Source organism: Geobacillus sp. PK12 (assembly GCF_004123125.1).
Taxonomy (GTDB): domain Bacteria; phylum Bacillota; class Bacilli; order Bacillales; family Anoxybacillaceae; genus Geobacillus; species Geobacillus zalihae.
In genome coordinates this window covers 72015-85929 of sequence record NZ_SDKL01000060.1, presented here as the reverse complement: position 1 = coordinate 85929, position 13915 = coordinate 72015, and the positions used below count along the sequence as shown (strand labels likewise).

Annotated in this window: 14 protein-coding genes; all 14 read right to left on the bottom strand. The window is 54.5% G+C overall.

Annotated elements, in window-relative coordinates; all coding sequences use genetic code 11:
* Positions 1-95 precede the first annotated feature (95 nt).
* The 14 genes from sigG to ETR37_RS16240 all read right to left on the bottom strand — a co-directional run bounded on the left by sigG (position 96) and on the right by ETR37_RS16240 (position 13866).
* Positions 96-875, bottom strand: coding sequence for an RNA polymerase sporulation sigma factor SigG (gene sigG, locus ETR37_RS16305; protein ID WP_011230628.1), 780 nt, complete (start codon positions 873-875; stop codon positions 96-98).
* A gap of 119 nt (positions 876-994) precedes the next feature.
* Positions 995-1714 carry an RNA polymerase sporulation sigma factor SigE gene (sigE, locus tag ETR37_RS16300; protein WP_013145838.1) on the bottom strand — a complete coding sequence of 240 codons (720 nt, stop codon included), beginning with the start codon at positions 1712-1714 and terminating at the stop codon, positions 995-997.
* Between the two features lie 52 nt (positions 1715-1766).
* Positions 1767-2681 carry a sigma-E processing peptidase SpoIIGA gene (gene spoIIGA / locus ETR37_RS16295; protein WP_129447513.1) on the bottom strand — a complete coding sequence of 305 codons (915 nt, stop codon included), beginning with the start codon at positions 2679-2681 and terminating at the stop codon, positions 1767-1769.
* A gap of 377 nt (positions 2682-3058) precedes the next feature.
* Positions 3059-4192, bottom strand: coding sequence for a cell division protein FtsZ (gene ftsZ / locus ETR37_RS16290; RefSeq protein ID WP_015374363.1), 1134 nt, complete (start codon positions 4190-4192; stop codon positions 3059-3061).
* 27 nt (positions 4193-4219) lie between these two features.
* The gene (gene ftsA, locus ETR37_RS16285) at positions 4220-5488 is read right to left on the bottom strand and encodes a cell division protein FtsA (RefSeq protein ID WP_033006544.1); all 1269 of its coding nucleotides are present in this window, start codon (positions 5486-5488) and stop codon (positions 4220-4222) included.
* A 195-nt stretch (positions 5489-5683) separates the two neighbouring features.
* Positions 5684-6046 carry a small basic family protein gene (locus ETR37_RS16280; RefSeq protein ID WP_020756483.1) on the bottom strand — a complete coding sequence of 121 codons (363 nt, stop codon included), beginning with the start codon at positions 6044-6046 and terminating at the stop codon, positions 5684-5686.
* A gap of 1 nt (position 6047) precedes the next feature.
* Positions 6048-6764, bottom strand: a complete 717-nt coding sequence (locus ETR37_RS16275) for a DUF881 domain-containing protein (protein ID WP_015374360.1) — start codon at positions 6762-6764, stop codon at positions 6048-6050.
* 28 nt (positions 6765-6792) lie between these two features.
* Positions 6793-7497, bottom strand: a complete 705-nt coding sequence (locus tag ETR37_RS16270; RefSeq protein WP_011230621.1) for a DUF881 domain-containing protein — start codon at positions 7495-7497, stop codon at positions 6793-6795.
* A complete protein-coding gene (divIB, locus tag ETR37_RS16265; RefSeq protein ID WP_031205774.1) occupies positions 7478-8263 on the bottom strand; it encodes a cell division protein DivIB in 786 nt (261 codons plus the stop codon). The genes ETR37_RS16270 and divIB overlap by 20 nt, the downstream gene beginning before the upstream one ends.
* Positions 8264-8475: 212 nt before the next feature.
* Positions 8476-9576, bottom strand: coding sequence for a stage V sporulation protein E (gene spoVE / locus ETR37_RS16260; protein WP_060787945.1), 1101 nt, complete (start codon positions 9574-9576; stop codon positions 8476-8478).
* A gap of 53 nt (positions 9577-9629) precedes the next feature.
* Entirely contained in the window at positions 9630-10985 is a 1356-nt protein-coding gene (murD, locus tag ETR37_RS16255) for a UDP-N-acetylmuramoyl-L-alanine--D-glutamate ligase (RefSeq protein ID WP_129447512.1), read from the bottom strand.
* Positions 10986-11960 carry a phospho-N-acetylmuramoyl-pentapeptide-transferase gene (gene mraY / locus ETR37_RS16250; protein WP_020756477.1) on the bottom strand — a complete coding sequence of 325 codons (975 nt, stop codon included), beginning with the start codon at positions 11958-11960 and terminating at the stop codon, positions 10986-10988.
* Complete coding sequence (locus ETR37_RS16245) at positions 11945-12400, bottom strand: hypothetical protein (protein ID WP_021321508.1); 456 nt, start codon at positions 12398-12400, stop codon at positions 11945-11947. Before ETR37_RS16245 ends, mraY begins: the two co-directional genes overlap by 16 nt.
* Entirely contained in the window at positions 12397-13866 is a 1470-nt protein-coding gene (locus ETR37_RS16240; RefSeq protein ID WP_020756474.1) for a UDP-N-acetylmuramoyl-L-alanyl-D-glutamate--2,6-diaminopimelate ligase, read from the bottom strand. Before ETR37_RS16240 ends, ETR37_RS16245 begins: the two co-directional genes overlap by 4 nt.
* Positions 13867-13915: the final 49 nt, after the last annotated feature.

Here is a 13915-nt window from a genome sequence, read left to right as displayed (position 1 = left end):
GATTTTTCTCCCCGCCTTTCCTCTCCCTCTTTTTCATCTATATGACGCCGAATGAGCAGTTATGTGCCAAAGAAAAAGGCTGCACCTGCAGCCTGTCACACTTGGATGTTTTTATTCATTTGCCGGATCGCCGCTTTTTCGAGCCTGGACACTTGCGCTTGGGAAATGCCGATTTCCTCGGCCACTTCCATTTGCGTCTTTCCTTGGAAAAAGCGTTTGCGGATGATCATTTTTTCCCGCTCATTCAACCGCCGAAGCCCTTCCTTCAAGGCGATTTCTTCGATCCATTGGCTGTCGCGGTTGCGCTCATCGCTCAGCTGGTCCATCACATAAATCGGGTCGCCGCCGTCGTTGTAAATCGGCTCAAACAACGAAACAGGATCTTGAATGGCATCGAGGGCAAAAACCACTTCCTCATGGGCGACGCCGAGTTCTTTGGCAATTTCCTCGGTTGACGGTTCTTTCGCCGTCTCGCTCATGAGCCGCTCTCGCACTTGCAACGCTTTGTAGGCGATGTCGCGCAGCGAGCGCGAAACGCGGATCGGGTTGTTGTCGCGCAAATAGCGGCGGATTTCGCCGATGATCATCGGCACGGCGTAAGTGGAAAACTTCACGTTTTGATTGAGGTCAAAATTATCAATCGATTTCATAAGTCCGATGCAGCCGACTTGAAACAAATCATCGACAAATTCGCCTCGGTTGTTGAAGCGCTGAATGACGCTCAACACGAGGCGCAAGTTGCCGTTTACTAATTTCTCTCTCGCCTCCAAATCCCCCTCATGCATCCGTCGAAACAGTTCACGCATTTCCTCATTTTTGAGGACGGGAAGCTTCGAAGTGTCTACGCCGCAAATCTCGACTTTGTTCCTCGTCAAGTTGTTCCCTCCCATCAGGAGATGCTAAGTCGTCAGTTTTCAGTATCTCCTTGGAAGGGAAAAATATGCACAGCCTGTCCGACGCGGAAAAAGCGGCGGAATTTCGCTCCCGCCGCCCGCTACATCATTTTATTGAATTCTTTGCGCAACCGTTTAATGATCCGCTTCTCGAGCCGCGATATGTACGATTGCGAAATGCCGAGCAAATCAGCGACGTCTTTTTGCGTCTTTTCTTCGCCGCCGGAGAGGCCAAAACGCAATTCCATAATTTGCTTCTCGCGGTCGCTCAGCTGGCGCAAGGCGTTTAAGAGCAAGCGCCGGTCGACATCCGCTTCCAAATCTTTCGTAATCACGTCGTCTTCCGTTCCCAATACGTCGGAAAGCAACAGCTCGTTGCCATCCCAGTCGATATTGAGCGGTTCATCAAACGACACTTCCGCCCGCACTTTGTTGTTGCGGCGCAAATACATTAAAATTTCGTTTTCAATGCAGCGCGACGCGTATGTCGCCAGCTTGATCTTCTTCTCTGGGTTGAACGTGTTGACCGCCTTAATGAGGCCGATCGTTCCAATGCTGATCAAATCTTCAATGTGAATGCCGGTGTTTTCAAACTTGCGCGCAATGTAGACGACAAGACGCAAATTGCGTTCGATCAAAAGCGATCTCGCCGTGTCATCGCCGGCGGCGAGCCTGGCGATCAGCTGCTCCTCTTCTTCTTTTGTCAGCGGCGGCGGGAGGGCTTCGCTGCCTCCGATATAATAAATTTCATCCGCCTTCAAGCCGAGCTTGGCCAAAAACTTATACAGCCAGTACATGAAACGAAGTTTCCACTTTTTCATGAAAATCCCCCTTCTAAACGGATCAAAAGCGAGTATGATATACTAACAAAACCTACGAAGCGGTCAGCTTTCTTCCCGCCTGCACCATTTTCGGATGGACGATGCAGTCGTACTCCCCATCCGTCGACAGCGGATCAGCGCTTAGCGCCACAAGCCCTTGCGCTACTTCCAACCATTCGTTTTCGTACCGCAGCATAATGCGGTCTGGCTTAACCGCCGCCATCATTTGTGGACCGCTGCCGACCGCACGGTACGGAATGAGACGGAGGCGATGGACCCACCGCTCCGGCGGGGAAGCCAGCATCATGGGAGAGCTGAGACAACCCAGTAGCTCCTCAGGAAGCACGGCCTTTGCTTTTTCCTGTTCGACTACCATCACCGGCGTTTTTGTCAACGGATCGACGAGCTGGTTGCCGCTGTCAATCAAGCCGCGCAGCATAAGCGACCGCCCGTCCCATACGATCTTGACCTCAATGATATATTCAAACCGCAGTTTTTTTTCGCGAATCGCCTCCACCCTTCGGCGAGAAAAAAGCCATAAAACCGGAAACCCGATGACAACAAACAGCCAACTGACCGGATCGCCCGCTCCGGGATGATGCATGAGAAGCATTCCTTGGCGGACGGACAGTTGGTGCGCGAAAACATAATGAACCGCCAGCATGCCGCCGCCGACAGCGAACGTAGCAAAGTAAAACGCCAGCATATTTTCAAGCAAATAGCGCGGGCGCTTAAAGCCGAAGGCGGCCCACACGATCAACACGGAAACGGCTGCTTTTATCAACGGGTGCTGGGCGATGGCGGAAAACGGGGTAAACAGCAGCACAACGAGCAGCGAACCGATCAACGCCCCGGCCAACAGGCGCCACCAGACGATCGGCCGCTTGAGCATGAGCGCCGTCAGCCAAAGAAGCAACGCGTCAAAACAGACGTTCAACAGCCAAATGACATCGAGATAGACAACCAACCGTCAAGCCCCTCCCCCCGCCCACATCGGCTTTATCTGAAACAAGTATATAGCATCTCTTCGGGGAAAGTCTGTCAATCGGTGGCGGTGAAAAAGGGGATGTTTTGTCAAAACAGGGGGAACCACGGCGGATCAAATCGGCCGGCACGAAAGCCTAACCCGCCTTCTCTTTTTCGCCCTTTCGTTGCGAGAGAGCGGGCGGCCAACGCGAGAAGTTTTTGGTCCTAATCGGAAAAGCGAGGCTGTCTCAAAAGATCGTCTTTCTTTAAGAGAGATACAATATATGTTTCACCGAAGTGCTTCGTGCACGTTCGTGCATGCATCTTGTGATGAAGAAAGGGTGTCCCGTTGCTTTTGGGACACCCTCGTTTCGCCATCTAGCGGCGGCGGTTGCGGTTGCGCAAGAAAGCGGGAATGTCAAGCGGATCTTCTGCTTGCCCCGAGCGGAGCGCCGCATAGTCTTGTATCGGCTCTTCGCGCTTTTCCCGCTTTGACGCCGGCGCCGCTTTCGGCACAGTGCCGATGCCAATGCGCGGCGGCCGCGGCTGCGAAGCGACGTTTTCGTTGAATCCGGTCGCAATGACCGTCACGACGATCTCGTCCTTTAAGTCCTCATTAATAACGGAGCCGAAGATCATGTTCACTTCTTGGTCGGCCGCCGAAGCGACGATATCGGCAGCCTCCTGCACTTCGTACAAACTTAAGTTCATGCCGCCGGTGATGTTCATGAGCACCCCTTGCGCGCCGTCGATCGACGTCTCCAACAGCGGGCTGGAAATGGCTTTTTTTGCTGCCTCAGCCGCTCGGTTTTCGCCGCTGGCGATGCCAATCCCCATCAATGCCGAACCTTTATTCGACATGATCGTCTTCACATCAGCGAAGTCAAGGTTGATCAACCCCGGCACGGCGATCAAATCGGAAATGCCTTGCACCCCTTGGCGCAGCACATTGTCCGCTTCGCGGAACGCCTCAAGCATCGGCGTATTTTTGTCGACAATCTCAAGCAACCGGTCGTTCGGAATGACGATGAGCGTATCGACCGCCTCTTTCATGGCGGCGATGCCGCTTGCGGCCTGCGTCGCCCGCTTCCGCCCCTCAAACGTAAACGGGCGTGTAACAACGCCGACCGTAAGCGCCCCTAACTCGCGCGCAATTTGGGCGATGACAGGCGCCGCCCCAGTTCCCGTGCCGCCGCCCATGCCAGCGGTGACAAACACCATATCGGCGCCGCGAAGCGCTTCTTCAATTTGCTCTTTGCTCTCCTCAGCTGCTTTTTTTCCAACTTCTGGGTTCGCCCCCGCGCCCAAGCCGCGTGTCAGCTTCGCCCCGATTTGCAGCTTGATCGGCGCCTTCGACAAGTTGAGCGCCTGTGCATCCGTATTGACCGCAATAAACTCTACACCTTGCACCCCATGCTCAATCATCCGATTGACGGCGTTGTTGCCGCCGCCCCCGACTCCAATCACCTTGATCGTTGCCAACTGATCGACTGTTGTCTCAAACTCCAACATGGCCAAATCCTCCTAAAATTTCAATCTCTATTCAAAGAAAGAACCAAAAAATCTCTTGACCTTCTTCCCAAAATGGTCTTCTTTCTTTTTCGGTTTCGACTGCTGTTTTGGCGAGGAGCGCTCGACCGGCTCCACCGCAGCGGCAGCCGGGACCGTTTTCCCTTGCAGCTGCGCCTGCCGGTAGGCGAACTTGAGCAAGCCAACGCCGATCGTATACTGCGGGTCGCGCACACCGATATAATCCGGCATGGCAATGCGGACGCTCGTCCCTAAAACGACGTGGGCCAGCTCAAGCAACCCTGGCATATTGGCGACGCCGCCGGTCAGCACATAGCCGCCGGGGAGATCGCGAAACCCGAGACGACGCACTTCCTGCTGAACCATTTGCAAAATTTCTTCCAGTCTTGCCTCAATAATATCGGCGATCTCCAGCTGGCTGAACTGCTGGTGTTGATCGGTGCCCATGATCGGCACGCTGAACACTTCTTCCTCCGAAGCGTAGTCGTAAAATGCATGTCCGTGCTTCAGTTTGATTTTTTCGGCATCGTCCGTTGTCGTCCGCAATCCGATGGCCAAGTCTTTCGTAATGTGCTCCCCGCCGACCGGCAGCGAAGAGACAGCTTGCAACGTCCCTTGCTCAAAGACAGCGACCGTTGTCGAGCCGCCTCCCAGGTCAACGAGCGCCGCCCCCAAATGCCGTTCGTCATCGGACAGCACGAGCGAACCGGCCGCCAGCGGCTGAAGACAAATATCGCTGATTTCCAAGCCTGCCCGCTCCACACAGCGAAGAAGATTATGTAATACCGTCTTCGCACCAGTCACCATAGTGCCTTCCATTTCCAAGCGGACGCCGAGCATGCCGCGCGGATCATGAATGCCGTCCAACCCGTCGACGATAAACTGGCGCGGAACGACGCCGATGATTTCCCGATCGGGAGGAATAGAGACAACTTGCGCGGCATCGATGACGCGGGCGACATCTTCATCGCTGATTTCCCGGTTTTCGCTCGCGACGGCGACAATGCCGTGGCAGTCATGGAGCTGAATATGGCTGCCGGCCACCCCGACGATCACACGGCGGATCGATAAACCGACCATCCGCTCCGCTTGCTCGACGGCCCGTCTGATCGACTGCACCGTTTTATCTATATCAACAATCGCCCCTTTTTTGAGCCCTTCCGCTTTGACATTGCCCACCCCGATAATATTGATGGAGCTGCCTAGCATTTCCCCGATGATGACTTTCACGCTCGATGTTCCGACATCCAGGCTAACGACGATCTCATTGCTGCTCATTTTTTGGCATCTGCCTACTAAAAACGCGCCGGTGCCGGCCGGCGTTTCAGTAAGCAGCGACACCTCCTTTTTCGGCTGAAATTTCCCATCTCTTTGTCTATTGGTCTATGTCTAGTTTGCGAGTTTCGCAACAACACGATATTTTGTTTTACCCTATATAATTCAACACGCGAAAACACTTTCCCTGTCTTTTTCCTAACTTTTTTCGCGATTGTACCGCCGCTTGGCCCACTCAGCAAGCCAAAGGCGGCGGATGATGGCAATGTTTTGAAACAAGCGGACGCCGAAGGCGAACACAGCCGCTAAATACAAGTCTACACCAAGATGCACCCCAAGAAAAGTTAAAGTTGCGGCCAGAACAATGTTGAAAAAAAACCCGGTTATAAATACGGTTTCGTCGTACGTCCGCTGCAGGTGGGCGCGCCATCCTCCGATTAATGTATCAAAGGCGGCCAAAATGGCAATCGACAAATAATGGGAATATTCATCGGGAACTTCCCAGCCGGCGAGAACGCCGATGGCAAACCCAAGAAGCAATCCGAGAAGCGGAAGCCACATGCTATTTCTCCTCCTTGCCGCCGTTTTCTGTCTCCATGTATTTCACATCAGGGCGGCTAGCCGCGGGCGGAATGACAACGAGCGGCTGGGGCTTGGATATGGACAGCTCCAAGTTTTCCACGGCGAAATCATCGCGGATCGGCGAAACGGCGAGCCCGCTGTACAGCTTGTCCGCATCATCGGCGATTGCTCTCACTTCGACTGGCAGCCTCACTGAGCGGCTCCCGACTTTCGTTGCGCCATTGACATCGCGAATGGCCGTCCGGTTCGTCAGTCGTTCACCGTCGATGGCGATTTCTTTCGCCCCGTATTTGTTCAACTCATTCACTAACCGTTGCAATAGCTCGGGCGATACGGCGGCAACGGCCGGACCAACGTAGCCGGCCGCCGAAAGCGGCGCGATCGTCAACACGAGACCGCTTCCTCTCACTTCTGTCAGCCCGGCTTCTTCCCTCAGCTTCGCGACTGTCGCTTCAAGCTCTGTCGCGCCGCCCGCTTCGTGTTCCCGCCGGTAGCGGCGCAATGTTTCCTCGTAACTCTCTAGCTCCTCAAGCAGCCGTTGTTCAAGCTTCTGCTCTTTTGTCAAATCGGCGCGCAACTCCCAAATGTCGCGCGTGTCGCGTCCTTCCGGATGCAGCGTCGTCCGAAGCCCGACGGCCAGCATCACACCGAATATGGCAGCTACGCCGGCAAAATAGAATCGATTTTTCCGTTCCAATGCGCTTCACCGCCCCTTTCCGCCCGTTTTACGGCTCGGGCGCAAACACCGGATCCAACACGATCGCTCCTTGCTTTTCCACTTTTACGTCGATATGGTCTTCGACAAGTTCGTCAACGATGCCGCCGGGAAGCTCTAGAGCGGACATGAGCACGTCCGGATTGCCAATGGCCGAAATGACAAACGGAGCGGCATGCTGCGTTCCATCGACCTCAATGACTGGGCCGTTGCAGACGATGTATGAACGGTGGGAAATGCGCTGCCCATTAATCGCGACCGCTTCGGCGCCGGAAATGAGCAACTCGTGAACAACTTTCCATACGTGCTGTTCGTGAACGATATAATTGGTAGCGCTCGCTTCAGAGGGGATATAAGAGGAATCGGAAAGGGTGACTGCTACACCTTTCCCTTTCACCCTCGCTTTTCCGACATGCATGCGCAGCTGTTCCGCTTCTTTTGCCAATCCGGCCTCGTTCTCCTGCTCCTCGGCCAGCTTCTTCTCCCACGCAGCCAGCTCCTCCTGCTTTTTGACAAGCTGCTGCTTGAGCGACCGGTTTTCTTTTTGCAAAGCAAGAAGCGCCGAGCGATATTCGTACTCTTTTTTCCACTCGCTGTCGCTCCATTCGCGGCGGGATGCTTCGTTTTTCGCATGTTGGTACGAGAACCCGAGCATGGCGCCGAAGATCAAGCAGATCAACGTCAGCAGGAGGCGGCTACGGGCTTGTCGTTTCATCGCCATCCTCCTTTTTCGGGGGGGAGTAAGGAACAAAATAGCTGCCGACTTCCAAATGAATGACTCCTTTGACGTTTCGGTCAAGCGCGGCGGCAATCGCCGGATAATGCGACAGCTTGTCCGCAAATTGCCGGATTGTCGCGCTTACTTCATAACCGTCATTCATGTAGACGATGACGCGGTCTTCATATTCCCTCGTCGGCTTGTAGTGAATTTCCGACATGGCGCCCAGCACGGCCGCGGGCAGTTCGGCGAGCTGCCCCGTCATTTCAGCAATGGCGTCGCCGTCTTTCCAGCCGACAAGCACCGGCGCATCGCTTGGCGCCGTCTTCGTCCCTTCTTGCTTTAACAGCCGCCCGTTTTCAAGCAATGGAAAAAACGTTTGCCGGTCATACACATAAGCGATTCGCCGCCATTCGCGGACGTGGATGGCGATCGTGTTCGGCAGCTGTTTTTCCACTGTTGCCTCCTTAATTTCTGGATGGCGAGTGAGCTTTTCTTCCACGTTTTGTTCATTCACTTTCCAAAAGCTTGTCCGCTTCGTAATGCCGCTTAAGCTGATGATGCGCTCCGCTGTGAGATGACGGTTGCCGCTCACTTCCACATGCCCGACAGCGCCAAGCGGCGACTGGAAGTAAAGGACGCACAAAATAAATAGAAAAAAGAAAGATAAGTACGCAATGAGCCGGCGGTTCGCTTTCTGGCGGCGCCGCTCCTTCAGTTTCGGCACGCGGTCCTCCAAGACGACGACTTTTCCCTTTTCCATCGCATTCCCCGCTTTCTTCTTCAACGCCCGCGCTGAAACGACCGGTATAAAAACAAACGGCATCCGCTGCCGTTTCTTTGTTTTTGCACTTATTTTCATTATATCACAAATGAATGCAAGAGAGAGCCTGTTTTTATCGCATTTGCCGGCACCGTTCGACGATGGGCTGCGTTCGAGAGACGCCAAAAAAACGGCGGACATCCGCCGCTTGCCTAATACCGGGCATGCCTGCTGATATTAAGCAGCACGCCGATGGCCATCAGCATCAACGTCAGCGACGATCCGCCGTAGCTTAAAAACGGGAGCGTGATGCCGGTAACGGGCATCAGTCCCGTCACAACGCCGATATTGATCATCACTTGAATCGCGATCATCGAAATAATGCCAAGCGCCAAAAAACTTCCGTACAAGTCAGGGGCGCCAAGGGCAATGCGCACGCCGCGCCAAAGAAGAAGGGCAAAGAGCAGGAGAACGAGTGAACCACCGATAAAGCCGAGCTCTTCAGCTAAAATGGCGAAAATAAAGTCGGTTTGCGGCTCCGGCAAGTAAAAAAACTTTTGTCGGCTCTGCCCGAGCCCAAGGCCGAACAAGCCGCCCGGCCCAATGGCGTACAGCGACTGGATGATTTGAAATCCGCTTCCAAGTGGATCTTCCCATGGGTTTAAAAACGATGTAATCCGCTTGATTCGATATGGAGCCGACAGGATGAGGGCGGCAAGCCCAGCGAGCCCCAAAACGCCAAGCCCGGCAAAATGGCTGAGACGGGCGCCGGCGACGAAAATCATCGTCACGCACGTACCAACCATAACGGTGCCCGTTCCTAAGTCCGGCTGCAGCATAATCATGCCGAACGCGGCAAACACAAGCAAAAGCGCCGGCAACAGTCCTTGTTTAAATGACGTAATTTTTTTTTGGTTTTCCGATAAATATTTGGCTAAAAACGCGATCATCGCCAGCTTCATAAACTCGGACGGCTGGATCGAAAACGCCCCGACGCCGATCCAGCTGCGCGACCCGTTGCGAACCATGCCGATGCCGGGAATGAGCACAAGAACGAGCAGCACAAAACAGACGCCAAGCAACACTTTCGACCAGTCGCGCCACACCCAATAATCGATGTTCATGACAAAAAACATAGCGATAATGCCGACGCCCGCAAACAATAGCTGGCGCTTGGCGAAGAAAAACGAATCGTTGAATTTGTATTCCGCCCAAATGGCGCTCGCGCTGTACACCATAATAAGTCCGATGGCCAAGAGCGAAAACGTCAAAATCATGAGCAAAAAATCTGGCGCAGACTTTTTCCGCGGCAATGCCCAACACCTCTATTTTTGTAAACTAGAGGGGAAGGGCTGTCCCTTTCCCTCTATTTCAACTTATGCACGGCATTGATAAAAATGTCCCCTCTCTCCTCGAAAGTTTTGTATTGATCCCAGCTGGCGCATGCTGGAGAGAGCAAAATGACGTCGCCCGGCTCGGAAAGCTCGAAAGCAACCGGGACGGCTTTTTCCACATTATCGACATATCGGATCGTTTCTATTCCCGCTTTTTGGGCGATGCGGCCGATTTTATCCGCCGTCTGGCCGAACAGTACGACCGCCTTCACCTGTTGCAAATACGGGAGAAGATCATCAAACTCATTGCCGCGGTCAAGCCCGCCGGCCAACAAAATGACCGGCTCGCCGGCAAACGCTGAAAGCGCCTTTTGCGTCGCTAAGATGTTCGTCGCTTTCGAGTCGTTGTAAAACCGCCGGCCGTCAATTTCCGCCACATACTGAAGCCGATGTTTCACGCCGGAAAACGTCGCCAGCACCTGGCGGATCGCCTCATCACTGGCGCCGGCCAGCTTGGCGGCCGCCACCGCCGCTAAAATGTTTTCCAAATTGTGCTGTCCAGGAAGAACGATGTCAGCGATTCTGATAACGGGATCACCGTTCCAATAGATGGCGCCATCTTGAACGTACGCCCCTTCGCCAAGAAGCTTCGCCGCCGAAAACAGCACTTTTTGCGATCGAACCGAGGAGGCAATGTTCATCACGAGCGGATCGTCGGCATTGACGACGGCATAATCGCGCTCCGTTTGATTGCGGAAAATGTTCGCCTTTGCCGCTGCATACGCCTCTTTCGTTCCGTGGTAGTCCAAGTGGGCGTCGAAAATATTGAGCAAAACCGCAATGGTTGGGCGAAACTTGTCAATGCCGGCAAGCTGGAACGAAGACAGTTCCATGACAAGCCATTGCCCCGGCTTCGCTTCCCTCGCCACCTCGCAGGCGACAAGGCCGATGTTGCCGGCAAGCAGCGGATCTTGGCCATCCGCTTTTAACATTTCGTAAATGAGCGTCGTCGTCGTCGTTTTTCCGTTGGACCCGGTGATGCCGATAAACGGCCCTTCGGAAATGTGATAAGCAAGCTCCACTTCGGTCACAACCGGAAGCCCCTTCTCAAGCGCCTTTTTCACCATCGGGTTCGTGTACGGAATGCCCGGGTTTTTCACGACAAGGTCAAACGGCTCATCAAGCAGTTCAAGCGGATGACCGCCGCAAACGACGCGAATGCCGAGCGGTTCAAGCTGCTTGGCCTCCATGTTTTCCGAAAGCGGCTTTTGATCATTGACGACGACCTTAGCGCCTAACTCCGCAAGAAGCCGAGCTGCCGCCGCTCCGCTTTTCGCCAATCCAATGACAAGCACACGACGATGTTGATAAAAACGAGTCGGTTTCAATTACATCCACACCTCGATATAAATTGCTAGCATCGCAAATAAAAGGCCGACGGCCCAAAACGTCACAACGATCCGCCATTCTGACCAGCCGACAAGCTCATAATGATGATGAAGCGGACTCATGCGGAACACGCGCCGTCCCGTCGTTTTGAACGAAGCCACTTGAATGATGACCGACAGCGTCTCGATGACAAACACACCGCCGATGATGACAAGCAACAGTTCAAGCTTCGTCAGGACAGCGACAGCGGCGATCGCCCCGCCAAGTGCGAGCGAGCCGGTGTCGCCCATAAACACTTTCGCCGGGTGGGCGTTAAACACTAAAAAGCCAAGCACGGCGCCAACAACAGCGACGCAAAATACAGCGACATCGTACTGGCCTTGATTCCAAGCCAAGACGGCATAAGCGCCAAAGGCGATCGCCGCCGTTCCGGCAAGCAGCCCGTCAAGCCCGTCGGTCAAGTTGACAGCGTTCGAGCCGCCGACAAGCATGAACAACAAGAGCACGCCGTACGCCCATCCGAGGTCGACCGACCAATCGGCGCCGGGAATATGTAACACCGTCGAAAAGCCGCTTTGGCGGTAGACGGCAAAAAAGATGGCTGCGATCAGGAGCTGGCCGATAAATTTTTGCCGGCTCGTCAAGCCAAGATTTCGCTTCATCACGACTTTGATCATATCGTCGAGGAAGCCGAGCACCCCATAGCCGACGGTGACCAACAACAGCAAATACGTCCTCGTCGACAAGCCGGCGATTTTCGGCGTGATCCATAAGGTCGTCGCCACAATCGCCAACAAAATCATGATGCCGCCCATCGTCGGCGTGCCTGATTTTTTTTGATGCGACTTCGGCCCTTCCTCGCGGATGCTTTGTCCGAATTTCAACCGCCGCAAAAACGGAATGAACAGCGGCGATAAAATGACAGTGATGAGAAAGGAAGCCGCCATGGCCATGATGATCACTTGTTCTCGCATGCATTGTCACATCCTTTAAACGGCCGAGCGTCCAGCCATCGCTTCTTCAATTTCGCCAGCCGGCGACGCACGGCCTCCCCAGCGATGGGGCTGTCTTCGGGAAGCTCGAAGAAAAACTGCGCCTCCCCCTCGCCGCCTTGCTCTAAATACCGTTCAAGCAATGCCGCGGCCGCCTCGAGCGGCGACGGAACGAAAAAAAGTGGAAATTGGTTAGGAATGTAGCGCGGCAACGGTTCGCCAAGAGGCCAAAACGAACCGATCGCCCCGTGTTCAATCGCTGTTTTCAATGTTTCCGCCCCACGCTCAAGCGGGACGAACAATCCTTTCTTCACCTGCTGGATCGGATCGACGAACACGGCATGAAAACAAATCGTTTCATCGACAATGCCGCGCGCCTCCACCGCCATCGATTGCACCATCCTGTATGCGATCATCGTCATCCTCTCTCCTTCACTGCCGCTCGGGCAACAGCGCGATCGTCAAACTCAATCACATCATTGCCAATGATTTGATACGTTTCATGCCCCTTGCCGGCAATCAACACAACATCGCCTTCCTGCGCCTGGCCAATGGCGTAGCGGATCGCCTCTTCACGGTCAGGAATCGTCACATGCTTTCCGACCTCAGCGCTTACTCCCGCTTCCATGTCGCGCAAAATTTGCTGCGGGTCTTCCGAGCGCGGATTGTCGGAGGTAAAAATAGCGACATCCGCATACCGCACCGCCACCTGCGCCATGAGCGGGCGTTTCGACCGGTCGCGGTCGCCGCCGCAGCCGATGACGACATACACGTTTCGCTTCGCCAATTGGCGCACCGTTTTTAAGGCATTTTCTAAACTGTCCGGCGTGTGAGCGTAATCGACGATGATCGTAAAGTTTTGCCCTTCATCAACCGTTTCAAACCGACCCGGCACCGGCTCGACATCCGCAAGCGCCGCGGCGATCGTTTCAAGCGAAAAGCCAGAGGCAAGGCAGGCAGCGGCAGCGGCGAGAATGTTATAGACATTGAACGAGCCGACAAGTTTCGTTTCGACCGCCGCCGATCCGTGCGGCGTGCACAGCCGAAACGCCATGCCGCCGGCGGTCATGCGGATCTGTTCCGCCATCACATCGCTTTTTTCCCTCATCCCGTATGTGACGATCGGCGCGGCCGTCATATGTTTATAATACTGCGAAACCGGATCGTCATGATTGAGAACGGCAAATTTCGGCCGCCGTTCGTCGTAGCGGTTGCCGAGCTGGGCGAACAAAAGCCCTTTGGCGTTCCGATATTCTTCCATTGTCCCGTGATAATCCAAATGGTCTTGCGTTAAGTTCGTAAAGACGGCCACATCGTAATCGCAGCCATGCACCCGCCCTTGGTGCAGCGCGTGCGACGACACTTCCATGGCGACAAACTCCACTCCTTCATCGACCATCTGTTTAAACGTGCGCTGCAAAATGAGCGACTCCGGCGTCGTATTGGCCGCCGGATAGGAGCGGTCGCCGACCTTGATGTGAACCGTGCCAATGAGCCCTGTTTTCTTGCCGGCTTTTCTCGCGATTTGTTCGATGATCGACGTTGTCGTCGTCTTGCCGTTTGTGCCTGTCACTCCAATTAAATGAAGGCGGTGGGTCGGCCGTCCGTAAAATGCGTCCGCTAAAATCGCCATCGCCCGCCGGCTGTCCGACACAAGAACGACGGGAACATCAACGGAAAGCGGTCGCTCGGCCACGATCGCCGCCGCTTTGCGCGCCACCGCTTCCTCGGCAAAGTCGTGTCCGTCTACTGTAAACCCTTTAAGGCAAAAAAAGAGAGAACCGGGGGCAACGCGGCGCGAGTCCATTTCGAGCGCCACGATATCGGGATTGCCTCCATGGTGCACCCAAAAACCGGGCAAGTGTGACAGCAGCGTCAGCAGTTTCATATTTCGTTCATCCCTTTCGCTTCGAAATCGTCCGCTCCGTTAGGCAGAC

What these genes read in the sequence shown, in the direction of transcription:
- sigE (WP_013145838.1), bottom strand. Translation starts at nt 1,714, where the DNA reads ATGAAAAAGTGGAAACTTCGTTTCATGTACTGGCTGTATAAGTTTTTG.
- ftsZ (WP_015374363.1), bottom strand. Translation starts at nt 4,192, where the DNA reads ATGTTGGAGTTTGAGACAACAGTCGATCAGTTGGCAACGATCAAGGTG.
- ftsA (WP_033006544.1), bottom strand. Translation starts at nt 5,488, where the DNA reads ATGAGCAGCAATGAGATCGTCGTTAGCCTGGATGTCGGAACATCGAGC.
- ETR37_RS16280 (WP_020756483.1), bottom strand. Translation starts at nt 6,046, where the DNA reads ATGTGGCTTCCGCTTCTCGGATTGCTTCTTGGGTTTGCCATCGGCGTT.
- ETR37_RS16270 (WP_011230621.1), bottom strand. Translation starts at nt 7,497, where the DNA reads ATGAAACGACAAGCCCGTAGCCGCCTCCTGCTGACGTTGATCTGCTTG.
- divIB (WP_031205774.1), bottom strand. Translation starts at nt 8,263, where the DNA reads ATGGAAAAGGGAAAAGTCGTCGTCTTGGAGGACCGCGTGCCGAAACTG.
- mraY (WP_020756477.1), bottom strand. Translation starts at nt 11,960, where the DNA reads ATGCGAGAACAAGTGATCATCATGGCCATGGCGGCTTCCTTTCTCATC.
- ETR37_RS16245 (WP_021321508.1), bottom strand. Translation starts at nt 12,400, where the DNA reads ATGACGATGATCGCATACAGGATGGTGCAATCGATGGCGGTGGAGGCG.
- ETR37_RS16240 (WP_020756474.1), bottom strand. Translation starts at nt 13,866, where the DNA reads ATGAAACTGCTGACGCTGCTGTCACACTTGCCCGGTTTTTGGGTGCAC.